Origin of the sequence: Micromonospora qiuiae, from assembly GCF_016863555.1 — a bacterium.
GTDB lineage: Bacteria > Actinomycetota > Actinomycetes > Mycobacteriales > Micromonosporaceae > Micromonospora > Micromonospora qiuiae.
This window is the reverse complement of record NZ_BOPC01000004.1, coordinates 124,603-146,772: the sequence shown is the minus strand read 5'-3', so window position 1 is coordinate 146,772 and position 22,170 is coordinate 124,603. Positions and strand designations below refer to the sequence as shown.

Annotated in this window: 20 protein-coding genes; 5 read left to right on the top strand and 15 right to left on the bottom strand. The window is 70.9% G+C overall.

Annotated features, from left to right (window positions below):
* Positions 1 to 94 precede the first annotated feature (94 nt).
* The gene (locus Vqi01_RS01765; protein ID WP_204032308.1) at positions 95 to 646 is read left to right on the top strand and encodes a hypothetical protein; all 552 of its coding nucleotides are present in this window, start codon (positions 95 to 97) and stop codon (positions 644 to 646) included.
* Between the two features lie 6 nt (positions 647 to 652).
* On the opposite strand, the gene Vqi01_RS01760 is transcribed toward Vqi01_RS01765, so the two are convergent.
* From Vqi01_RS01760 to Vqi01_RS01740, 5 genes are all read right to left on the bottom strand, one after another.
* Complete coding sequence (locus Vqi01_RS01760; protein ID WP_204032307.1) at positions 653 to 1,381, bottom strand: hypothetical protein; 729 nt, start codon at positions 1,379 to 1,381, stop codon at positions 653 to 655.
* A complete protein-coding gene (locus tag Vqi01_RS01755) occupies positions 1,374 to 2,057 on the bottom strand; it encodes an RNA polymerase sigma factor (RefSeq protein WP_239098112.1) in 684 nt (227 codons plus the stop codon). The genes Vqi01_RS01760 and Vqi01_RS01755 overlap by 8 nt, the downstream gene beginning before the upstream one ends.
* A 118-nt stretch (positions 2,058 to 2,175) precedes the next feature.
* Positions 2,176 to 3,627: a dynamin family protein gene (locus Vqi01_RS01750; protein WP_204032305.1), complete on the bottom strand. Its 1,452-nt coding sequence runs from the start codon at positions 3,625 to 3,627 to the stop codon at positions 2,176 to 2,178.
* Positions 3,624 to 5,471: a dynamin family protein gene (locus Vqi01_RS01745; protein ID WP_204032303.1), complete on the bottom strand. Its 1,848-nt coding sequence runs from the start codon at positions 5,469 to 5,471 to the stop codon at positions 3,624 to 3,626. The genes Vqi01_RS01750 and Vqi01_RS01745 overlap by 4 nt, the downstream gene beginning before the upstream one ends.
* A gap of 112 nt (positions 5,472 to 5,583) precedes the next feature.
* Positions 5,584 to 6,441 (bottom strand): IniB N-terminal domain-containing protein, encoded by an 858-nt coding sequence (locus Vqi01_RS01740; RefSeq protein ID WP_204032301.1) that lies wholly within the window; start codon positions 6,439 to 6,441, stop codon positions 5,584 to 5,586.
* Between the two features lie 297 nt (positions 6,442 to 6,738).
* Between Vqi01_RS01740 and Vqi01_RS01735 the strand changes: the two genes are divergently transcribed.
* The 3 genes from Vqi01_RS01735 to Vqi01_RS01725 are packed head-to-tail and all read left to right on the top strand — an operon-like array spanning position 6,739 to position 10,984.
* Positions 6,739 to 7,989 (top strand): Hsp70 family protein, encoded by a 1,251-nt coding sequence (locus Vqi01_RS01735; RefSeq protein WP_204032299.1) that lies wholly within the window; start codon positions 6,739 to 6,741, stop codon positions 7,987 to 7,989.
* Between the two features lie 5 nt (positions 7,990 to 7,994).
* Positions 7,995 to 10,523 carry a helix-turn-helix transcriptional regulator gene (locus tag Vqi01_RS01730; protein WP_204032298.1) on the top strand — a complete coding sequence of 843 codons (2,529 nt, stop codon included), beginning with the start codon at positions 7,995 to 7,997 and terminating at the stop codon, positions 10,521 to 10,523.
* 53 nt (positions 10,524 to 10,576) lie between these two features.
* Positions 10,577 to 10,984: a roadblock/LC7 domain-containing protein gene (locus tag Vqi01_RS01725; protein ID WP_204032296.1), complete on the top strand. Its 408-nt coding sequence runs from the start codon at positions 10,577 to 10,579 to the stop codon at positions 10,982 to 10,984.
* Between the two features lie 12 nt (positions 10,985 to 10,996).
* Here the strand turns inward: Vqi01_RS01725 and Vqi01_RS01720 are convergent, their stop codons facing one another.
* Positions 10,997 to 11,386 (bottom strand): DUF2267 domain-containing protein, encoded by a 390-nt coding sequence (locus tag Vqi01_RS01720; protein WP_239098111.1) that lies wholly within the window; start codon positions 11,384 to 11,386, stop codon positions 10,997 to 10,999.
* Between the two features lie 175 nt (positions 11,387 to 11,561).
* On the opposite strand from Vqi01_RS01720, the gene Vqi01_RS01715 reads away from it, so the two are divergent.
* The gene (locus tag Vqi01_RS01715; protein WP_239098110.1) at positions 11,562 to 13,706 is read left to right on the top strand and encodes an alpha-glucuronidase; all 2,145 of its coding nucleotides are present in this window, start codon (positions 11,562 to 11,564) and stop codon (positions 13,704 to 13,706) included.
* A 17-nt stretch (positions 13,707 to 13,723) separates the two neighbouring features.
* Here the strand turns inward: Vqi01_RS01715 and Vqi01_RS01710 are convergent, their stop codons facing one another.
* The 9 genes from Vqi01_RS01710 to Vqi01_RS01670 all read right to left on the bottom strand — a co-directional run bounded on the left by Vqi01_RS01710 (position 13,724) and on the right by Vqi01_RS01670 (position 21,937).
* Positions 13,724 to 15,379, bottom strand: coding sequence for an ammonium transporter (locus tag Vqi01_RS01710; protein WP_204032293.1), 1,656 nt, complete (start codon positions 15,377 to 15,379; stop codon positions 13,724 to 13,726).
* A 28-nt stretch (positions 15,380 to 15,407) separates the two neighbouring features.
* A complete protein-coding gene (gene yut, locus Vqi01_RS01705; protein ID WP_204032292.1) occupies positions 15,408 to 16,433 on the bottom strand; it encodes an urea transporter in 1,026 nt (341 codons plus the stop codon).
* A gap of 18 nt (positions 16,434 to 16,451) precedes the next feature.
* Positions 16,452 to 17,372 (bottom strand): urease accessory protein UreD, encoded by a 921-nt coding sequence (locus Vqi01_RS01700; RefSeq protein ID WP_204032291.1) that lies wholly within the window; start codon positions 17,370 to 17,372, stop codon positions 16,452 to 16,454.
* On the bottom strand, positions 17,369 to 17,998 hold the full coding sequence (ureG, locus tag Vqi01_RS01695) for an urease accessory protein UreG (protein ID WP_204032290.1): 630 nt from the start codon (positions 17,996 to 17,998) through the stop codon (positions 17,369 to 17,371). Before ureG ends, Vqi01_RS01700 begins: the two co-directional genes overlap by 4 nt.
* A gap of 59 nt (positions 17,999 to 18,057) precedes the next feature.
* Positions 18,058 to 18,735 carry an urease accessory protein UreF gene (locus Vqi01_RS01690; protein ID WP_239098116.1) on the bottom strand — a complete coding sequence of 226 codons (678 nt, stop codon included), beginning with the start codon at positions 18,733 to 18,735 and terminating at the stop codon, positions 18,058 to 18,060.
* A gap of 22 nt (positions 18,736 to 18,757) precedes the next feature.
* Positions 18,758 to 19,321 carry an urease accessory protein UreE gene (locus Vqi01_RS01685; protein ID WP_204032287.1) on the bottom strand — a complete coding sequence of 188 codons (564 nt, stop codon included), beginning with the start codon at positions 19,319 to 19,321 and terminating at the stop codon, positions 18,758 to 18,760.
* A gap of 61 nt (positions 19,322 to 19,382) precedes the next feature.
* A complete protein-coding gene (locus tag Vqi01_RS01680; RefSeq protein WP_204032285.1) occupies positions 19,383 to 21,101 on the bottom strand; it encodes an urease subunit alpha in 1,719 nt (572 codons plus the stop codon).
* 38 nt (positions 21,102 to 21,139) lie between these two features.
* Positions 21,140 to 21,604 carry an urease subunit beta gene (locus tag Vqi01_RS01675; protein WP_239098109.1) on the bottom strand — a complete coding sequence of 155 codons (465 nt, stop codon included), beginning with the start codon at positions 21,602 to 21,604 and terminating at the stop codon, positions 21,140 to 21,142.
* 30 nt (positions 21,605 to 21,634) lie between these two features.
* Positions 21,635 to 21,937, bottom strand: a complete 303-nt coding sequence (locus Vqi01_RS01670; protein WP_204032283.1) for an urease subunit gamma — start codon at positions 21,935 to 21,937, stop codon at positions 21,635 to 21,637.
* Between the last annotated feature and the right edge of the window lie 233 nt (positions 21,938 to 22,170).

Here is a 22,170-nt window from a genome sequence, read left to right as displayed (position 1 = left end):
GGGGGCGTGGTGTCCGAGGCGGGCTTGTATCGTGACGGAGGCGCAGCCCAGCCGGCCTGTGTCGTCCGTTGGCGGGAGGCCTGTGGATAGCCGTGTGATCAAGAGCGGTTGGGTCTGGCTGATCGCAGTGCCCTTGGCGGCCGCGTGGGCTCTGTTCTGTGTCGTCCCGGGCGTGCGAGTCGCAGTCGATGTCGCCTGGGCGGCACTCGACCTCCCTCGCAGCGGCCACGCTCGGCACTACCTCGACCAGGTGCAGGCCAATCAGGGATACGAAAATATTGGCTGGGGTAGCGAAGGCAACTGCCAGTGCAATCTCGCCTACCACTATGTGGGTCCGGCAGACGTCGATCCCGGCCAGATATTCGAGGGCCCAGACCTTGCCCTCGCGCCGCTGACGCCTACCGATTCCGTCTCCAGCCGCAACGGGTGGCAGAGGGTGCTCTCCGGCCACGGCGAAGGCAAGCAATCTGGTCGCTGCCGCGTCGAACTTTCGCGATACGCGTTGCGGGACCTCGAGCGCCCGAACGACTGGCGCCTGTCCAAGAGCCAGCGCGACGACTTCACCGCCGGCAAGCTCGACATTCTCGAACTGTATGTCGACTGCGAGTACGACCACCGTAGTGTGCTCTCGGGAGCCAGGATCTGACGTGCGTCACTCCAGCGAAGCCGCGATCGCGACTGCCTCGGTCATGGTCAACTCGCCCTCCAGCCGGTAGACCACCCCCGCGTTCTCCCAGATCAAGGTCGCGGCGGACAGTCGGGCGCTCTCCTGCTGCAGCGTGCCGGCGCGGTCCAGGTACGACACCGGGTGCGGCTCACCGAGCCAGATTGCCGATGCGGCGCCGACCTGCGTCCACTCCGTTCCCGCGCTGGCGACCTCCTTGAAGAAGACCGGGTCGAGGCGACCGTCAAAGGCGTCCAGGCGCAGCTCGCCGCCCTGGTAGAGCAGGCTCGCCACCCGATGGCCGCCGGTGTCGTCCGGGTCGGCCACCAGCACCCGATCGGGCGGCCCCAGTGCGGCCGGCAGCCGGATCGGGAACCGTACCGACCGCTGGGCCTCGTCCAGCCCGACCGGCCGCTGCGCGGGCAGCGGCGACGGGGAGCCGGTCGGCAGCACCGGTGCGGAGGAGGTGCTGATCACTATCCCGGCGAAACGCAGCAGCCCGGTCACCGTGTCGGCGACGGCGGCCCGGCCGGGCGGCAGCAGCGCGACGAGCAGGGCGGCCAGCGCCGCCGCGAGGACGTACCGCCATCGGCGCCGGCGGGCGGGCAGGGCGCTCGTGGCGGCGAGCCGGGCGCGCACCTGGGCGGTCACGTCCGGCGGCTCGGGCGTCTCCAGCCACCCGGACAGCTCGCGCAGCTCCCGCTCCAGGTCATCCACGGCTCAGCTCCTGGCCGTCGAGCAGACCGCGCAGCTTCACCAGGGCCCGGGAAGTCCGCGACTTCACCGTGCCCCGAGGCCAGCCCAGCATGGCCACCGTCTCGTCCTCGGTCAGGTCAAGGAAGTAGCGGCAGACGATCACCTCGCGGTCCTTCTCCGGCAGCAGCCGCAGCGCCCGGACCAGCGCGTCCCGCCGTTCCCCGGCGAGGACCGCGCCGGTTGCCTCGTCCTCGGCGACTTCCGAGCCCGGCGCCACCCGCGCGGCCCGCAGCACCAACCCGTGGCGCCGGTCCCGTGACCGGTGCAGGTTGCGGGTCTCGTTCGCCACGATCGCCAACAGCCAGGAACGAAACGACGAGTCGCCGCGATAGCGGGACAGCTTCCGGTACCCCTTCACGAACGCCTCCTGGATGACGTCCTCCGCGTCCGAACCCGCGCCGAGCAGCACCGCGGTCCGGTACGCGGACGCGGTGTGCCGGGCGACCAGGGACGCGTACGCCTCCAGGTCACCTGCCTGAGCTCGGGTGACGAACTCCTCGTCGTCCAGTGGAACCTCCGGTGCGGTCACTGTCTGGACACCGCTGACGTCGTGCCGGTTCCACTGTCGCGGGACGGAACTTCGGCCAGCGGCGGCGAACTCGGCCGGGTCGCCGTGCCCGGCCTGCTGGGGCTGCACGGCCTGGCGGCAGCGAGCTGACCCGCCTGACCCGTCCGCGAGCTGATCGGTTCGCCCCGTCCGCAGCGGTGCCGAGCTGGCCCGCCCGGCCGTTCCGCGGCGACCGGCTCCCGGCCGGTCAGCGGGCGTGGGCGGCCAGTTCGGCGAGCATTCCCTCGCAACTGCGGGCCACGACCTGTGCGCCTCGACGCTGGGCCAACGGGAGCGCGGGATCCACGGCGCGCTCCTGCCAACGCCACCGGGCGTCGGCGGCGGCCTCCCACAGCTGCGCGAGCTGCGCATCGGGCGCGATGCCGAGCCGGGCCGCCGGGCTGTCGCCGTCGCCGCCGACCAGTCGCCGTGCCTCCTGGGTCGACTCAGCGTCGAACCCGAGGCGGCTGGACCGCAGCGCCGCCAGCAGGCGCGACTCCTGGAACTCGTGCGCGCCGGCGAGGATCTGCTCCACCGTCGCGAGCAGTTCCTCGGCGCCCGGGGCGGGTTCACCGCGCAGCAGCGTTTCCATTCCCACCAGCGCCGACCGGGCCTTGAGCACCGTGCGCCGGTCGACGAGGAGACGGTTGATCGACTCGCGCAGCTCGCTCAGCCCGGCGTGCCGGACCAGCTCCGCCGAGAGCGCGGTCCGACTGCGGTGACCGGTGCGCGCCAGGGTGGTCGCCAGGCGTACGCCGACCACCCCGAGACGGTCCAGCAGCGCGCTGCGGGTCGCCGCGTCCAGCGGCACGGGTGGCTCGCTGCGGGCGAACCGCTCGGCCGAGAGGAGGTACGGCTCCAGTTCGGCGCGGGGCACCTGGGCCAGCGCCGCCAGCCCCGCGAAGTCCGCCTCGCCGAGCACTCGACCGGCCAGCCCGAGCAGCCCGCTGCACGCCACCGCCGTGACGCAGAGCGCGTCCAGGTGCGGGTCCCGCAGGGCGCGGCGGGCGCGCTGCCGGGCGCCGAGCAGGGCGTCGACCCGCCCGCCCCCGCTTTCGTCCACCCTGGACAAGACCAGGATGATGTGGACTGCGGCGGCCTGCCCGACGGCGCCCTCCCGGGTCCGCTGAAGTACGCGCAGGTCGGCGCCGCGCGCGTCACGAGTGAGGTACAGCATCGCGTCGGCTTCCCGCAGCACCCGCTCCAGCACCGGGTCCCGCGCGTGCTCGTCGACGCCGACGGGCGGGGTGTCGAGGAGGGTGACCTGCCGAAGCGAGCGGGCCGGCCAGCGCACCACGATGTCGCTCAGCTCGCCGGTGCGCCAGCCGGCGAGGTCGACGCGCATCCCGGTGCCGGAGCGCAGCACCGCCAACCGTTGCGGTGGATGGTGGGCCGAGTAGGCCGTCGCGTCCGGCTGCGGCCCGTCCTCGTACCAGGTGAAGGCGTTCCCGTCGACCGGTGCCACCTCCTCACCCAGCAGCGCGTTGAGCAGCGTCGACTTGCCGCTGCGCCAACGACCGACGACCGCTACCCGCAGCGGCTGGTCGAGCCGGGCCAAATGGTCATGTATGTGACCGGTGGCGCGCGGATTGTCCCGGTAGACGTCCAGCGCCTGATGCAACAGACCCCGAACCGACGTGTCCAGCCACGAGCCGGTCACGGCCGGGCCGCCAGCGGCGCAGGGCGTGTGCCGGCCACCTGTTGCGCCTGCTCGTAGACGGCGGCCAGCCGGCTCATCCGCCGCATGATCTCGTGCTGCCGCCGCTCACGTGCCGCCGCGTCGGTGTCGGCCGCCTTCTTGGCGGTGCGTAGCGACTCGACGATGCCCGCCTGCAACTCGTCGGTCAGCGCGGCGAAGTGGTCGCGCAGGACGCGCTGCACCTGGCGGGCGGTGTCCCGGCTCTCCTTGCTCACCCGGACGAAAAAGTCATCGACGTGACGCTGGACCGCCGCCTTGACCGTGGCCTGGCGGCGGCGCAGCAACTGCCGTCCCTCGTCGCGGATGCTCTTGCCGCCGAACAGCGCGCCGGCTGAGATCGAGATTGGGTTGATCATGGGCATGCCGGCCAGCGTCAGCGCCAGGCCGAACATCAGCAGGCCGCCGTAGGAGCCTTTCATCCCGGTGAACACCTTCTGGCCCACGGTGAACCGTTCGACGGTCGGTCGCTCGATCTCCGGTGGCGGTGCCCTGTGTGCCGGCGGCGTCACCAGCGGCCAGGGCGGTAGCACTCCGTGACCGTACCGGGTGAAGGCCTCGGCGACCCGCCGGGCGACATGCTCACAACGCAGGGTGAGCCACTGCCGGTTCGCCTCCGCCGCCTCCACCAGGCTTCGGGTCAGCCACGTCTGGACGGTGTCCCATGCGACCAGCGGGTCGGCGGTCTCGAATGCCTCGTCGACCATCTTCAGGATGTGCCGGGTCCGGTCGCGCAGGTCGTACTCGATGTCCGAGAGCAGGTCGGCCATCTCGTCGGTCAGTGTGTTCTGCCAGCGCGTGGAGCAGCGACGAAGCTCGTCGACCTCCCGCTGCGCGGCGTGCAGCCGGGCCAGTGGGGCGGATTCCTCCGTGGACTGCTGGCTCTCCAGCTCCGCTCGCAGCGGTGCGGCCAGCTGCTCGATCACGGTGCGCGCGATCATCGCCACCGATGCCGGGGCCAGGAGATCGGACTTGCCGGCCAGGTCGTGCCGGATGCGGGCGATGAGGGCCGGGAACCCGGATTCCGCGTTGAGCGCGTGGTCGTCGGTGGCGGCGGCGTGCAGGCGGAGCGCCGCCGACACGGGGATCAGAGTGGCCGGCACCCCGGCGTCGACCAGGTGCCGCCGGTTGCGGTCGGCCACGGCACGCCAGTCCGGCACCAGGTCGGTCTTGGTCTGCACCACGATCACATTGGCGTGCGCGCGGGTGAGGTGCAGCAGCATGGTGAGTTCGGTGGCCGAGAGGTCCCGGGTGGAGTCGGTGACCAGCAGGACCGCGTCCGCGCGGGCGAGCGAAGTGACCGGGGTGCCGGTGTTCGCGCTGGGCAGGTCGTCGCTACCGGGCGTGTCCACCAGCACCACACCCGCGCCGAGCAGACGCCGGGGCACGCCGATCTCGACGTACGCGGGGCCGCCGCCCGGCCGACGGCCGACGCCACCGGCCACCCCCGCCGCGACCTGCTCGGTGGGCACCGGATGTCTCTCCACTGTCGTCGCGACGGTGGCGAGAGTTCCCGGTGCGGGCACCGGCGTCTGCACCACGGTCGCCGAGATCGCCTCCGCGTGGCGCACCACGGTCGGCAGCACCGTCGTACGGTTGTCCCCGACCGGGCAGACCGGCGCGGTGACGATCGCGTTGACCAGTTGGCTCTTGCCCTGGTTCGCCTCGCCCACGATCAGGACGGTCAGCGTCGGATCGAGCAGATGGGCGCGTTTGAGGCGGACCGCCTGCAGCAGGTCGTTGCGATTGTGCTCCTGACAGGTGCGGGCGATGTCGTCGAGCACATCCAGCCAGATCCCCGCTACCACCGCACCGAGTTTGCTGATTTTTGCGCAAATATCAAGAGCCGGTTACGGCGGAGATCGGGCCGACTACCGTCCGATCTCCGCCCCGGTGCGCGCTTCAGAACCGGCGCACGCTTTAGAACAGGCCGTCGCCCAGGCCCAGCAGACCGCCGGTCGAGGTGGACGCCTCGCCGGAGACCGTCGCGTCACCGGTCACCGCACCCGTCGCGCCGCCCGTGACGCCGGAGAGCAGACCGTCCACCTGGCTGGTCACCCCGCCCACCGTCGACGGCACGTCCAGCGACCCGACCACGCCGCCGGCCGTCTCCTGCAGGCCCAGCCCGCCCAGCGTGTCGTCGACCCCGAGCGAACCGACCAGGTCACCGGCGTGGCTCGCGGTACTGGGCAGCAGGCCCGCCGTGGTGTCGAGCAGCCCGGATCCGGCACCATCCACGACGGACACCGGGTCACCCACCGAATCCACCGCGTCATCGATCCGCGGACCGGTGGTGCGGTCGATCGCCTCACCAACCCCCGCGTCCAGGGTGTTCGCCACGTCGTGCACGCCGTCGAGGCCCACGCCGACGCCGGTGGGCGACGCGCCCAGGCCGACGCCGGGCAGCACGTTCCCTCCGAGGGTGACCGTCGACGGATCCACGGCGAGCGCGCCGAGCGAGCCCGCGTTGAGGTCCACCCCCGACTGGGAGCCGCCGGGCGCGAGCTGCTGGGCCACGCTCTGCAACTGCCCGATCACGTCGGTGCTGTCACCGGTCAGCGACTCGACGCCGAGTTGAGGGGCTGCCGGAGCCGCCGACGTGAACCCGTGCACCGGCGCGTAGTCGATCACCAGCGGCACCACGTCCTGCACGTCGGCGGCCGTGATGTCACTCAGCCCCGCAGCCCGCAGCGCGCTCTCCGGATCGAGGTCGAAAGCCGAGCGGGCGTCGGCGTCGACGAGCAGGTTGAGCACGAAGTCGTGCAGTGTCTGGTCCATCTTGGTGGTTCTCCTCAGTCATGGGTCAGTGACCACTGATCGCCGACGACGCTACGGTCGGTGAGCGGCAGTGGTCATCGGGGGTGATTCCGCAATCCGCCCCGCCCGGTTAGGGACCAGCGTCCCCTCGTACGTTAGGGGGATTGGGGGGCGGGGATCGGCTGAATTTGGGGCTCCTGATGCGATGGTGATCTCTGGTACGAACGTAGGGCCCGTACGGGATCCCCGTGGGGCATCCCCGTATGGTCGGGCGTCCATCAGTACCGCCGACGCTCGAGCGATCAAGAAAGCAGGCAGATGCCGTACGCCCTCGGGATCGACATCGGCAACACCAGCGTCGTCGCGGCGGTGGCCCACCGCCGCGACGGTGGTTGGGGCCGACCCGAGGTCGTCGCGCTGGGGCCCGGGTCGGCGCGGCTGTCGTCGGCCCGGCTGCTGTCGGCCCTGCTGTCGCCCGAGAGCGCCGTCACGCCTGGTGACGAAGGTGACGCGGACTGCGCCGTCCAGAATGTACTGAGCAGGGTCGGCGACGACGTGCAGGCGGTGCTCCACGGAGTCCCGTACCCGCCGCAGACACTGGTCGCGCTGCTCGCCGCCGACGTGGTCGAGCGGGTCCGCCAGGCAACCGGCGCAACGGCCGAGGCGATCGTGTTCAGCCATCCCGCAGGGTGGGGCCGGCACCGGCGTGAGCTGCTGCGGCGCGCCCTGTGGGAGCGCGGCGTGGGCGAGGTGACCCTGCTGCCCCGTACGATCACCGTGGCCGAAGGCCACGCGGCGCGGGGTGTCGAAGGCGATCTGGTCGCCGTGTACGCCCTCGGCGGTGCCACCTTCGAAACCGCGCTGGTCCGCCGCAACTCGCGGGGACGGTTCGAGACGGTCGGCGTACCGCAGGGGCTGCCCGGCCTCGGCGGCACCTACTTCGACGAGGCGTTGGCCGAGCACGTGCGGATCGTGCTCGCCCGCGAACTCGCCGCCACCGGCGCCGCGGCCCGCGCCACGCTGCGCGCGCTGCCCATAAGCTGTGAGCAGGCCAAACAGCGGTTGACCGTGGACCCGACGGCCGACGTGGAGCTGTGTCTGCCGACCGGCCCGGTGCGGGTACCGGTGACCAGGTTGCAGTTCGAGGAGCTGATCCGCCCCGCCGTGCGGGCCACGGTCGAGTCGCTGCTGTGCGTCGTGCACGCCGCGGGCCTGACGCCCAGCCGGCTCGACGGCGTCCTGCTCACCGGCGGTGCCAGCCGGGTCCCGCTGGTCGCGGAGCTGCTCGCCGCCGCCGGGCTTTCCGTCGAGACGGCCCCCGATCCGCAGGTGACCGACGCGCTCGGGGCGGCCGTCGCCGCCGCCGAGATCCTGATGCCGCGTCCGCTGCCGGCGGGGCCACCCGCCGTGGCCGCCGGTGTCGCCCGAGCCGCCGCCGCACCGCAGCCACCCCCGCGCGACGACCGTCCGCGTGACGAGCCCCCGCCTCGCCCACCAGTCCGATTCACCCCGCTGGACCTGCCGAAGTCTCGCCGCAGGCTGGCTCGCAGCAGAGGGCGCGAAGGATGACCCCCATGACCACGATCAGTGCGTCCGAAAGTCCCCTGATGATCGAGGCCGAGCCGCGCGCGCTGCTCGACGCGGTCGCAGCCGACCCGGCGGTCCCGCTGGCGCTGGGTGTGACCGGTCCCGGCGGTCACGGCCGCACCACGTACCTGCACGAGTTGGCCGGGCATTACCGCCGCGCCGGGGTCGTCGTCCACACCGACGTGCCCACCGACGGGGCTGCCCTCGACGCGGACGCGGTGCTCCTGGTCGACGACGCGCACCTGCTCGACGACGCCCGGCTGCGCACCCTGCACGCGCTGGTGGCCGGTCGACGGCACCGGCTCGCGGTCAGTTACCGGCCGTGGCCCCGACCGGCGGGTCTGGTCGCGCTCACCGAGGCGCTGCGCCGGGACGGGCGCCTGATCCCGCTCACCCCGTTCACCCGCGCCCGCACCGCCGCCTACCTCGCCGCCACGACCCGGCTCGGCCGGCACCCCGACGTGGTCGACTTCGTGCACACCCAGACCGGCGGTGTGCCCCGCCACGTCGAGTGGCTGGTCCGAGAAGTGCGCGAGCACGAGCCCGCTGCCGGCCCGCCAACCGAGCCGCCGCACCAGGTGCTGCTGCGGTTCGGTGCCGACCTGGAGGATCTGGCCCCCGATGCCCGGCGGCTGCTGATCGCCCTGGCCGCCGATGTGCCGTTGCCGGTCGACGAGCTGTGTGCCCTGCTCGGCCGCGAATCGGCGGAAATCGACGCGCTGCTCGCCGAGACCCGGGCAGCCGGCCTGGTGGGCGCGGACGGCCAGCTCACCCCGATCGTCGCGCGTGCGGTGACCCTGCTGAGCCCGGCCACCGACCGCACCGCCCTCTGGCGCCGGTTCACCCAACTGCGGTTGGCTCACGGCGCATCGGTGCTGCCCCTGGTCCGCTCGCTGCTCGCCGCCGGGGTGGCCGGCGACTGCCCGGCCGCCACGCTGGAAGCGGCGGCGGAGGAGGCCCTGGCGGCGGAGCCGGCGCTCGCGGCACGGCTGTTCGCCATGGCGGCGTCCGGTGGTCGGCCCGCCGTCGCCCGGCAGGCCGCGGCGGCGGCCCTCGCCGGCGACCTCGACCTGGCGTTGCGGCTGTCCGGCCGACTACTCACCACGGCCTCGTCGGCGCAGCGGGTGGAAGCTGCGGTCGTCGCCGCGACCGCCCTGGCCCACCGTGGCCAGGCCGACCGCAGCGTAGAGCTGTACCAGTGGTCCGGCCGGGCCTCGGCCGCCGCCTTCGCCGCCCTCGGCGCACTTGCCACCGCCTGCCCCGCCGAGCGGACCGAACCGAACCGCGCCGACCGGGACGAGCCGCCGACGCTGCACGCCAGCGCCGCCCGGCTGATGGCCGACGGGGTACGCCACAGCGTCGACGGCCCCGCGGCCGACGCCCTGTCCACGCTCGTGCAGGCCGCCGCGCTGCTGGAACCCGACGGTCGGGCGGTGTTGCTGCCGGACAGCCCGGCCGCCCTGGCTGCCCTCACCGCGCTGCACTGCGGTGAGCTGGACATCGCCGAGCGGCTTCTCGACCGGGCCTTGACCAGCGGTCTCGGTGGTCCGCTGCTGGCTCCTCGACACCGGCTGCTGCGGGCCTGGATCCTCATGGTGCGGGGCCGCACGGCAGCCGCCGCCGAACAGCTCGCGGCGGTGACCGCCGGTGGCCCGCTGGAGTCCCGCGACGACCTGTTCGCCGTGGGACTGAATCTGGGCATCGCCCGGCGTACCAGCGACCTCGGCGCGCTGCGGCGCGGCTGGGTGCCCGCGCTGGAGGCGCTGGTCCGCCACCCGGTCGACCTGTTCACCCTTCTTCCGCTCGGCGAACTGGCCATCGCCGGTGCCCGGCTGGGCGACCTGGGCCGCCTGCAGCCGTACCTGCGGGCCGCTCGGCTCCTGCTCGGGCGGCTCGACGACCCGCCGCTGTGGCGCACACCGCTGCACTGGAGCGGGCTGCACGCCGCGATCCTCACCGAGGACCCGGCCACCGCCGACGACCATGTGGCCGCCCTGACCGCCGCCGCCGGACACAGCCGCTACGGCGCGGTGGTGGCCGGTGCCGCGGCGTGCTGGGTGGAGGTGCTGCGCGGCATGGTCGACCCGGCCCGGGTGGAGACCGCCGCGCGCGGCCTGTACGACATCGGCCTGTGCTGGGACGGCGCCCGACTGGCCGGACAGGCCGCCATCCGCACCGCAGACCGCCGGGCAATGACGACGCTGCTGGATTGCGCGCGCACGCTCCAGGCCGGGTGGGGTGACCGGACCGGCACGCCACCGCCCGGCGCCGCCGGCCAGCGACTCAGCGACCGGGAGCGGGAGGTGGCCGAGCTGATGGTCACCGGGCTGACCTACCGGGAGATCGGCGACCGGTTGTTCATCTCGGCCAAGACGGTCGAGCACCACGTGGCCCGGATGCGCTCCCGGCTCAACTGCGCCAACCGCCCCGAGCTGCTGGCCCTGCTGCGCACCATCCTGGCCGACCGGTCCGCCGCCCCGACCGGGCAGCCCTGGCCGCGACGGGGCGGCACGTGAGCCGCGAGAGCATTCCGCAGTCGTCAGTACCGCCGATCGGAGAGGACAACTCCATGACCCCTGCTGTGGCCACCGCCGACAACCTCGGTCGGGCGCTCGACGACATCGTCGGCCGGGTACCGGGTGCGCAGTTCGCGGTGGTGCTCTCGCCGGACGGGCTCCTGCTGGGGGCGTCCCGTGGCATCGACGACGAGCTCGCCGGCCAGCTGTCCAGCATGGTCTGCGGCCTCCAGGCACTCGGCCTGGCCGCCGCCCGGGTGTGCGGCGACGGCGAGTTGCACCAGGTCGTCGTGCAGATGTCGCGGGCGTTCCTGTTCCACGCCACGACCGGCAACGGCGCGGTCCTCGCCGTCGGCATCGACGGTGACGCCGAGGTGGGGGACATGGCGTACGAGGTGGCCATGTTCGTCGCAAAGGCCGGGCACCACCTGCCGGTGTATCTGGAACCGGCCGTCTCGTAGCTCCGGGTTGCCTTACCGGTCGTACGGCGGGGCCGGGTTGGCCACCTGCCACAGCTCGGCGGGCAGTTGCGCGATGACGTCGTCGTAGTCGCGCGCATCGATGGTGTCGCGGATCGTGTCGAAGACTGCCCGGATGCCGGCCTGCGCCAGGTCGGGTTCGACATCGGCCCGCCCGCCGACCCGCTGCACGAACACGTCGAGCCCGAACGGCTCGGCGGTCTCATCGGGAGCGAAGGCGTACGCCCGCAGCGCCTCGGGCAGCCGGGTGGCGAGGTCGCGCGCCTCGCCGCCGTCGATCCGCTCCGCGAGGGTGGTCAGCGTGGCCCGCGCGATGGCGGCGGCCTGCTCGGCCGACGCGCCCGTTCGGTGCGCCACGGAGTCGATGAACTGGTCGTCGTTCACCTCGCCGGCCCCTTTCTCGCCACGGGTCGGGCGTCTACCCGGGAAAAGTGACCGGTAAACGGCCGACCCGGCGCCGCGACAGCGCGGGAAGGGGCCGGGGCGTGACTTCCGGAAGCACCTTGACGGATTCGACGCAATCATTACGATCTGCGCAATGCGAGGCCATCGCCGCCGAATGCCTGTGCCCACGCCCGAGCCCGCTCCCGACGTACACCCTGCCTGGCTGCCGCCGGAGGCGTTCCGCGCCGTCGGTTCCCGGCACACCCTCGTGGCCGGCGACGGGAAGCTCGTCGACACGGTGGTCGGTGAGGTCGAGCGGGCCTGCGCCGGACACGGCGGCACTGTCCGGCGGGCGACCGACGAGCCCGGCGCTCGGCCGGCCGACCTGGTGCTCGCCCTGATCCCGGCGCTGCCGGAGGCCGACCGCCGGCCCGGCGACGCACCCGACGCCACCGCGGCGTCCGGCGCCGACCTCGCTGCTGTCCACGCGGCGCACGTCGACCTCGCTGCTGTCCGCGCGGCGCACGTCGACCTCGCCGGGGCGCTCGGTGCCGAAGGGTTCGCGCTGGCCCGTCACGGCCAGGTAACCGTGGTGCTGGCCGACGCGCCCGCCGGGCTCCTCTACGGACTGTTCGAGGTGGTCCGCCTCGGCGACACGGCCTTCGGCCCCGAGTGCCCGGTGCGGGTGCACCGCCCGGCGCTGAGCCGGCGGATGCTCGACCACTGGGACAACGTCGACGAGCATCCGGTGATGGGGCAGGTCGAACGCGGCTACGCTGGCGGTTCGATCTTCTGGCGCGACGGGCGACCCCGGCGCGACCGCGCCCGGGTGCGGGCGTACGCGCGGCTGCTGGCGGCGTGCGGCGTCAACGCGGTGGCGGTGAACAACGTCAACGTGCACGCCACCGAGGCGCGGCTGCTGACCGACCGGCTCGACGACGTCGCCGAGATCGCCGACGATCTGCGGCCGTACGGCATCCGGGTGCACCTCTCGGTCACCTTCGCCGCGCCGGTCGTCCTCGCCGGACTGGCCACCGCCGACCCGCTCGACGAGGCGGTGCGCACCTGGTGGGCCGAGACCACCCGGCGGGTGTACGCCCGCATCCCGGATTTCGGCGGCTATGTGGTGAAGGCCGACTCGGAGGGGCAGCCCGGGCCGTTCAGCTACGGCCGCGACCACGCAGACGGGGCGAACCTGCTGGCCGAGGCGCTGGCGCCGTACGGCGGCGTGGTGCACTGGCGGGCCTTCGTCTACAACCACCGGCAGGACTGGCGGGACCGCTCGACCGACCGCGCCCGGGCCGCCTTCGACCACTTCGCCCCGCTCGACGGCCGGTTCCGGGACAACGTGTTCGTGCAGGTCAAGCACGGTCCGATGGACTTCCAGGTGCGCGAGCCGGTCTCCCCGGTGATCGCGGCGATGCCGGGCACCCGGCTGGCGGTGGAGTTCCAGGTGACCCAGGAGTACACCGGCCAGCAGCGGCATGTCTGCTACCTGGCCCCGTGGTGGAGCGAGGTGCTGCGGTACCGCCCGTGGGGCGAGGGCGGCCGGTCGGTGGCCGACGTGGCCGCCGACGGCGGCGACCTGGTCGCGGTCTCCAACGTGGGCGACGACCGGTTCTGGACCGGGCACCCGCTGGCCCAGGCCAACCTGTACGCCTTCGGCCGGCTCGCCTGGGACCCGGCGCTGGCCCCGGAGGCGGTGCTCGATGAGTGGATCGACCTGACCTTCGACCCGGCGCGTTCGGCCGACCCCGAGATGCTGCGGCGGACGCTGCACGAGGTGATGGACGACTCGTGGCGCACCTACGAGCGGTACACCGCCCCGCTGGGCGTGGGCTTCATGGTCCGGCCCGGCCACCACTACGGGCCCGACGTGGACGGGTACGAGTACACCCCGTGGGGCACGTACCACTTCGCCGACCGCGACGGGGTGGGCGTGGATCGTACCCGCGCCACCGGCACCGGCTTCACCGGCCAGTATCCGCCACCCTGGTCACAGGTGTACGAGTCGCTGGATCGGTGCCCCGACGAGCTGCTGCTCTTCTTCCACCACGTGCCCTACGACCACGTGCTGCACAGCGGCAGCACGGTGATCCAGCACATCTACGACACCCACTTCGCGGGGCTGGCGGAGGTGATCGAGATGAGCCGCCGGTGGGAGTCGCTGGCCGGGCTGGTCGACCCGGCCGTGCACGCCCGGGTCAGCGAGCGCCTGGCCGAGCAGCTCCGCTGCGCCCAGGAGTGGTGCGACCAGATCAACGCCTACTTCCACCGCAAGTCCGGCGTACCGGATGTGCGGGGCCGCCCGCTGCACTGAGCCGGCACCGGCCCGTGCTACTCGACGACCACCGGTGCCACGTCCGACGACCACACCACACGCGGTTCGAACCGGGAGAGCGTCTCGACGACATCCGCCATCGCGTCCTCGGTCGTCAGCACGTCGACCCGCAGCCTGTCCAGGAGGGGCTGCTGTTGCCAGTAGCCGCGAGGCAGTACCCGCTGCTCCGGCTCGTCGGTGGCCGCCGCGGCGTCGGCGACCGTCAGCGAGATGGCACCGGCGCTGAGCAGCGCCTCCCGCAGTTCCCCGCTGTTGCTCACCCGCGCGGGGTCGAGCAGGGCGCTGACCAGTCTGACCTCGTGCCCGGCCGACACCGGGGACCTGGTGGCCTTCCCGGACCCGGCCCGCCCGCGCTGGCGTCGCGGTCCTCCCGGGGCGGCCAGGCTCGTCACGCCGCCCAGATGGTAGGCGTCGGTGCCCTGCTGCGCCCGATCGAGCCCGTCCTGGTCGGCGACGGGTGCACGCAGGCCGATCACCGCCTGCACCCCGGTGGCGATCAACCAGGTCAGGACGAACGAGAACACCACCACGCTGAGTATCCCGACGAGCTGATACCACAGCAGGCTCCCGCCACCACCGAGGAACAGCCCGTCGCGACCGAGCGGGTTGATGCCGCTGTTGCCGAAGAGGCCGAGCAGGAGCGTGCCGAGCATGCCACCGACGAAGTGCACCGCGAGGACGTCCAGCGCGTCGTCGAGTCGCAGGAGGTACTTCAGCCGGAGCGCGAGGTGGCAGACGAGGCCGGCTGTCGCGCCGATCGCGATGGCGGACAGTGTGTTGACGTACCCGGCGGTCGGGGTGACTGTCGCGAGACCCGCGATGGCGCCCGAGACACCCCCGACCACCGTGCTGTGGCCGTCCTTGACCCGTTCCACCACCAGCCAGACCAGCATCGCGGCGGCGGCGGCGAGATGGGTGTTGAGCACCGCCTGGGCGGCAACGCCGTTGGCCTGTAGTCCGTCTCCGCCGTTGAAGCCGAACCAGCCGAACCACAGGATGCCCGCCCCGAGGACGGTCAGGGGGATCGAGTTCGGCGGTGCCGCAGCGTGCGGCCAGTGCCGCCGCCGGCCGACGACCAGCAGTACGGCGAGGACCGCGGCGCCCGCGCTGGCGTGCACAACCAGGCCGCCGGCCCAGTCCTGGGTGCCGAACCCGGCCAGCCAGCCGTCGGGGTGCCAGAGCCAGTGCGCGACCGGTGCGTAGACCACGATGGACCAGATCGCCAGGAAGAGCACCCAGCCTGCGAACTTCAGCCGACCCGCGGTGGCTCCGGTGATCAGCGCGGGTGTGATGACCGCGAACATCATCTGAAACGCGACGAACGCCAGCGTCGGTATGGTGACCCGGTCGTCGACGACGTGGAGGTTGGGCGCGGGCGGTTGCCTCAGGTCGGTCAGCCCGAACAGTTCGAGGTTGCCGAAAAGCCCACTCCCGGCGTCGTCGCCGAAGGCGATGGTGTAACCGACCAGCACCCAGGTGAGACTGACGACGCCCAAGGCGATCATGTTCTGCTGCATCATTGCCAGGACGTTGCGGCTGCGTACCATCCCGCCGTAAAAGGCGGCGAGGCCGGGCGTCATGAACAGCACCAGCCCGGCGCAGACCAGCACCCAGGCGGTGTCGCCCGGGTTCACCGCGTGCTGAGCGGACATGACCCGCCCCCTTTCGTCGTGGTTCGGATCAGAGCGAGCGCCGTACGGTGGACACCACGGTCTCCTTGACCCGTTCGTGGTTGGGTACGGGTGCGAAGTGCCGGTCGGGCAGAAGCAACAGCCAGGTGGCGACGTTGAACGGCCCGGTCAGCACCGGGATGCCGAGCGGGCTGAGGAATGTCGTCATCGCCATCTGGACGACGAGCGTGAAGGCGATCCCGAACAGCGCGTACGCGGTCACCAACCCGCCGGGCCGGTGCAGGACGGCTCCCACCGCGATCGCCGTCAGGACCGCGTTGAAGCCGAACAACCCCTTCTCCAGCGAGGTCCCGTCGGCACCGAACCAGAGCGCCAGCAGGGTCGCCCCGACGCTGCCCACCACGGCGAAGAGAGCCGATCGCCAGGAGTTGATCATCAGCGCGACGACGATGAGCAGCCCGCTGATCCAGCTGTCGGTCAGGAAGACCTGGGAGACCCCGCGCAGGAAAGCGGGTACGAGGTCCCAGTCGAAGCTGCCGCCGGTCACCGTCCCCGTACCGGGGAGTCTCGGCGGTAGCTGGGTCGCCACGACGAATCGGTCGAACTGGTACGCAGCCAGCAGCAGCGCCCAGGTCGTGAGTACGAACGGAAACGTGAAGGCGGTCAGCCCCCACCGCTTGAACACGGCGTTCAGGGCGAGCGTGACCACGGTGGTCGCCGCCGCGCCGAGTACCAGGTAGAGCCACATCAGCGGGCGATCAGCCAGGAACGCCGGAACCGCGATCCCGGTCAGCAGCGGGCTGAAACCGAACAGTCCCTGTCGCCACGAGGTCGGGTCGACCTGCAACGCCAACGCGGTGAGCGTCCCGACGACCAGCCCGATCAACGCACCGACGACGACTCGGGCCTGCCCGTTGTCGAACGCGCCCCAGGCGATCGCGATCAGGATCAGCAGGCCGGTGAGCGGATTGTTCTGGAGCAGCACCTGCGCCGTTCCGCGGAGGCAGGCATCGACGAACCGGACCAACGGATTGCCGTCGGCCAGTTCTCTCCAGCTCCGCGTGATGGCAGCCACGGTCGATCCCCTGTCAGGTCAGCGCCAACTGAAGGTCGGCGGAAAGGTGCATCCGGTCACCTCTTCGCGGGCAGCGGTGCAGAAGGCGCGGACCGCCGCGCGGACCGGCTCCGTTTCCTGGCCGAGGACCTTGAAGACGAGGCCGGCCTCGTTGGGCAGCCGGCTGACCGCGGTGGCCAGCGGGGTCTCCTCGTCCCAGACGGGGGGTGCGGTTCGCTCGTAGACGCGCGCGGCCCGCCCGGCATCGGTCAGCAACATGACGTTGCCGAAGACGTGGAATCGATCCATCATCCCGATCCGGGCGACCGGGAACCGGCCGGGGGAGATCACGAACTTCTCCACGAACAGCCCTCGTCCGTCCGGCCGCTCCGCGCGGACCTGGGAGGAGAAGAGGTCGTAGGCGAAGATCTCCCCGTCACGGTAGTACTTGCGTCCGGGCTGGAGCACCTCGGCATAGAGCAGGGTGGCGGTTTCCGCCAGTCGTACCAGGGTGTGGGAGACGAACCGGCTGTGCCGGAACGGGATCACCGGCTCCGGGAGGAATTCCAGATAGGCGTCGTCGGCAAGGGTGATGCTCTGCTGCTGGGTGCCGTAGTTGGCGTCCATCTCCTGGATCTTGGTGGCGGCCTGGGTGACCAGATGCGCCTGCGCCCCGGCACCGAGGTCGACGTCCATCTGGAGACGGTCGCCCTGGAGCACCCCACCAGAGGTGGTCAGGATCATCACGCACGGCAGCCCGGGCATCTCCTCGTCCCAGTACAGCGCCCGCTGGACCAGCAGCGGCGACTGCCGGTAGAGATCGCTCAGGACGGTCCGGTCACCACGCCGCTCGAAGCCGAGCCGCAGCACTCCGACCTTGCCATTCGCGGCGGCGGGCAACTGAGCTGGTTGGTCCTGGTACGGTGCCAGCTCCGGGACGAGGTCCAGCGATGACGTCATGTGAGCACTTCGGTGTCGAAGAGCACGTTGCGCCTGACCAGATCGACCAACTCGTCGACGCCCTCACCGGTCTTGCAGTTGGTGAAGACGAACGGTTTGCCGTTGCGCATCAACTCCGCGTCGCGCGCCATGACCCTCAGGTCAGCGTCGACGTACGGCGCCAGGTCGGTCTTGTTGATCACCAGAATGTCGGACTTGGAGATCCCCGGGCCGTTCTTACGCGGGATCTTGTCACCGGCCGCGACGTCGATCACGTAGATGAAGTAGTCGACCAGGGCAGGGCTGAAGGTCAGGGTGAGGTTGTCGCCGCCGCTTTCGATGAGCACGACGTCGCTGTCGGGGAATCGCGCCTCCATGTCCTCCACCGCGGCGAGGTTCATGCTCGGGTCCTCGCGTACGGCGGTGTGCGGGCAGGCGCCCGTCTCGACGCCGACGATCCGCTCTTCGACCAGGATTCCGGTCAACGCACGTCGGACGTGCTTGGCGTCCTCCGTGGTGACCACGTCGTTCGTGATGACGAGGACGCGCAGCCCCTGCTCCACCAGGCGGGGCACGACGGTCTCGATGATGGCGGTCTTGCCGCTGCCCACCGGGCCACCGACGCCGATACGACTTGCTGATTTCATCTGTGATCGACCCTTCTCGAATCAGTGGGCAGTGCGAGGGGTGGGGGTTCGCTTTCGATTCAGCTCATGAACATGCGTACGTGCGTGTGCTGGTGCGCGCCGGCCAGGATGTCGAGGTGCGGAGCGAAGCCCTGCATGTCGTCGAGGCCCGCGCCGGCTACCTCCTGGTAGTCGGCGGCGACCTGCTCGTTGACGGCGAAGAGGATCGACTGCGCATCGAAATGGTCCACCCGCAGCAGCCGGATGGCCGCGCTCAACACCATCGACGCCGCACCGTACTGGTGGGCCGCGAAAGCACCCTCCTCGTGGATGCCGAGTTCGGCGAAGAGCACCCCCAGGGCCACCGGATAGGTCACCGGGACCGGGTTGTCGGTCTCGCTGGCTCGCTTCTTCAGCAGCGACTCACCGATGATCCGGTTGGACGCGTCGGCCAGCTTGCGGCCCATCCGTACCGACATGGTGCGCATCTCCTCGTTGATTTTGCGCAGGTGGACGGCCTCGTCCGCCCGCCGGACCTGGTCGAGGTCGCCGACGGCCGCGGCACGGTGGCCGGCGAGCACGGCGACGCCGTCGCCCGTGGCGGCGAGCCGGGTGACCGTCCGGACGAAGTCCTGCAGACTGCTTCGGTCGTGCACGATCCCGTGCTGGACGGCCATCTCCAGACCGTTGGAGAACGAGAAGGCGCCGACGGGGAACGCCGAGTCGCCGAATTGCAGCAGCCTCAGCGTCTCGGCCATCGTGGGCACGCGGAGACGCTCCTCAGTTGAGGTCGGCGGGCAGGTGCGAGTGCGGGGTGGAGTCCGCCCCGCCGAACAGCCGCCGCGACTCGTGCGGGGCGAGGTAGGCGATGACCTCGGTGCCGGGAATGAACTCGTGCGAGATGCCGGTGAACGAGTGGGTACGCATCACCGAGTCCATCACCTTGCGGTCCACGGTCAGCGGTACGTACATCTTCGTGCCCTTCACCACGGCCGGCCAGTGTTGGTTGCCGATCGCGTGACCGAGTTCGACGGCCGACCGGATCACCATGTCCAGGGATTCGCCGTGCAGCTTGTCGAGGTGCACGACCATCACCTCGCCGAGCGCGATCCGGGCCACCACCGCCGTGGCGGTGAGGTCGTCCCACGCCAGGATGTCGCCGTCACGCAGCCGTACTCCGCGAGACAGCGAGAGCGCGAGTTCGGTGCCGAGACTGGTCGTCTTGCGCAGCCGGCTCTTCTGCGCCTCCCATTGGTCGAGGAGCAGATCATCGACCCTGGACTGGCTGAGCCGCTCGGCCCAGTCCGGCTCGGCCGCGTTACCGAGTACCGTTTCGACAAGCATCTGTTTCCTTTCACGCGCGATCTCCACCGGCGGGACCTTGCGGAGGCGGTCCTGCCGGTCGTCAGCTGAAGAAGTAGAGCTGGCTCATAGGGAGGTTGCTGGCCGGCGGCACGGTCGCGTGGACGCCGTCGATCTTGACCGCGAAGGTCTCCGGATCGACCTCGAGCTTCGGGGTCCGGTCGTTGCGCACCATGTCCCGCTTGGTCAGGTTGCGGCACCGATAGACCGGCATGACCTGCCGCTGCAGGCCCAACTGCTCGCCGATGCCGCACTCGTAGGCGGCCTTGGAGACGAAGGTGACGCAGTTCTTGGCGACCTGGGACCCGGTCGCGCCGAACGCCGGCCGGTAGTAGACCGGCTGCGGCGTCGGCAGCGAGGCATTCGGGTCGCCCATGATCGACCATGCGATCATCCCGCTCTTGAGCACCATCTTGGGCTTCACACCGAAGAAGGCGGGCTCCCAGAGTACGAGGTCGGCCAGCTTGCCCGGGGCGATCGACCCGATGACGTGGGAGACGCCCTGGGTGATGGCCGGGTTGATGGTCATCTTGGCGACGTAGCGCAGCACCCGGAAGTTGTCGTGGTCGGGGGAGTCCTCGGCGAGCTTGCCCCGGACGTTCTTCATCTGACCGGCGAGCTGGATCGTGCGCAGCCAGGTCTCCCCGACCCGGCCCATGGCCTGCGAGTCGCTCTGCATCATCGAGATGACGCCCTCGTCGAGCAGCACGTCCTCGGCCGCGATGGTCTCGGTACGGATGCGGCTCTCCACGAAGGCGACGTCGGAGGGCACCTGCGGGTTGAAGTTGTGGCAGACCATGATCATGTCGTACAGCTCGGACTGGCTGTTGATGCCGTACGGCACGGTCGGCGTGGTCGAGGCGGGCAGCACGTTCATCTGGCCGGCCACCTTGATGATGTCCGGCGCGTGGCCGCCGCCGGCGCCCTCGGTGTGGAAGGTGTGGATGGTCCGACCCTCGAAGGCGGCGATGGAGTCCTCGATGTAGCCGCTCTCGTTGAGTGTGTCGGTGTGGACGCTGACCTGTACGTCGAACTCGTCGGCGACGGCCAGGCACGACCGGATCACCGCTGGCGGCGCACCCCAGTCCTCGTGGATCTTGAAGCTCGGAACCCCGGCCAGGATCTGCTCCACCAGCGGCCCCCGTCCACTGCTGTTGCCCTTGCCCAGCAAACCGATGTTGATCGGCAGGTTCTCGAAGGCGCGCATCATGTTCTGGATGTTCCACGGCCCCGGCGTGATGGTGACGCCGTTGGTGCTGTCGGAGGGGCCGGTGCCGCCGCCCCACAGGGTGGTCACCCCGTTGCTGAGCGCCGTCTGCACCTGGAGCGGTGTGACCAGGTGGACGTGGGCGTCGATGCCACCCGCGGTCAGGATCAGGTGCTCGCCGGAGATGGCGTCGGTCCCCGGCCCGGTCACCAGGCCGGGGGTGACCCCGTCCATGATGTTCGGGTTGCCTGCCTTCCCGATGCCGGCGATCCTGCCGTCCTTGATGCCGACGTCGGCCTTGATCACGCCGAGCAGCGCGTCGACCACGGTCACGTTGGTGATCACCAGGTCCACCACGCCCTCGGCGTTGGTGGCCTCGCTGCTGCTGCCCATGCCGTCACGCAGGGTCTTGCCGCCGCCGTACATGACCTCGTCGCCCAGGACGCGCAGGTCCTTCTCGATCTCGATGTAGAGGTCGGTGTCGGCCAACCGAATCTGGTCGCCCGTGGTGGGGCCGTACATCCCGGCGTACTCTTGCCGCGAAATCTGACTCATGACTCTTCCGCTCCAGGTTCGGTACGCGCTCGTCGCTGCTACTGCTTCTTGTTCTCGCCCTGGTCCTGCTGCTGCGCACTGAACTTGAAGCCCCGTGCCTTCGCGTTGTGCAGAGACTGGGCGCGATCGGGCCGGTAGTCCGGCGGTGTCGGGTCGTCACCGGTCCAGCCCTGGACCAGACCGTTGAAGCCGAACACGCGCTGCCGACCCCCGTACGGCACCAGCTGCACGGTCTTCCGGTCGCCCGGCTCGAACCGGATCGAGGTCGTGGCGGGAATGTTGAGCCGTTTGCCGAAGGCGGCCTCCCGGTCGAATTCGAGGAAGCGGTTCGCCTCGAAGAAGTGGAAGTGGGAGCCGACCTGGATGGGCCGATCACCGGTGTTGTGTACGGCAAGTTCGGTCACCGGACGGCCGGCGTTGAGTTCCAGTGGCTGGTCGCTCAGCCGGTAGCCGCCGATGGGTCGCAGGTGCTTCGAGTTCGGGCCGGGATGCTGTTTCGCCATGTCTTCCTCGCTTTATGGAGTGGGGGCGCCTCACTGAATGGGGGAGTGGATGGTGACCAGCCGGGATCCGTCGGTGAACACCGCCTCGACCTGGACCATCGGGATCATGTCTCCCACGCCGGGCAGGACGTCGTTCGTCTTGAGTACGCTGCGCGCCTCGTTCATGACCTCTTCGACGTTCTTGCCCTCGCGGGCACCCTCCAGGGCAGCGGCGCAGATCACCGCCACCGCCTCGGGATGGTTGAGTTTCAGACCCTTCGCCCTGCGGGCATTGGCCACCATCGCCAACGAGTGGATGGTGAGCTTGTCGAACTCTCTCGGTGTGAGATGCATGTCCTGATCCTTTTCAGCGGTCGCCGAGTGACGTCACCGGTCAGGGGGTGGATCCACCACCGACGCCGGGGGCGCGTCGAACCGCCTCGGGACGGGCTCGGCGACTCAGCTCGTTGACCTTCCGATGCGATCCCAACTCTAGGGAAGGTTTACCCGGATCCGACCGGCTTTGCGATTATTCAGAGGTTCCTGGGGCTATGGGCAAATATGGGCTGGGTTGGGAGAGACGATGA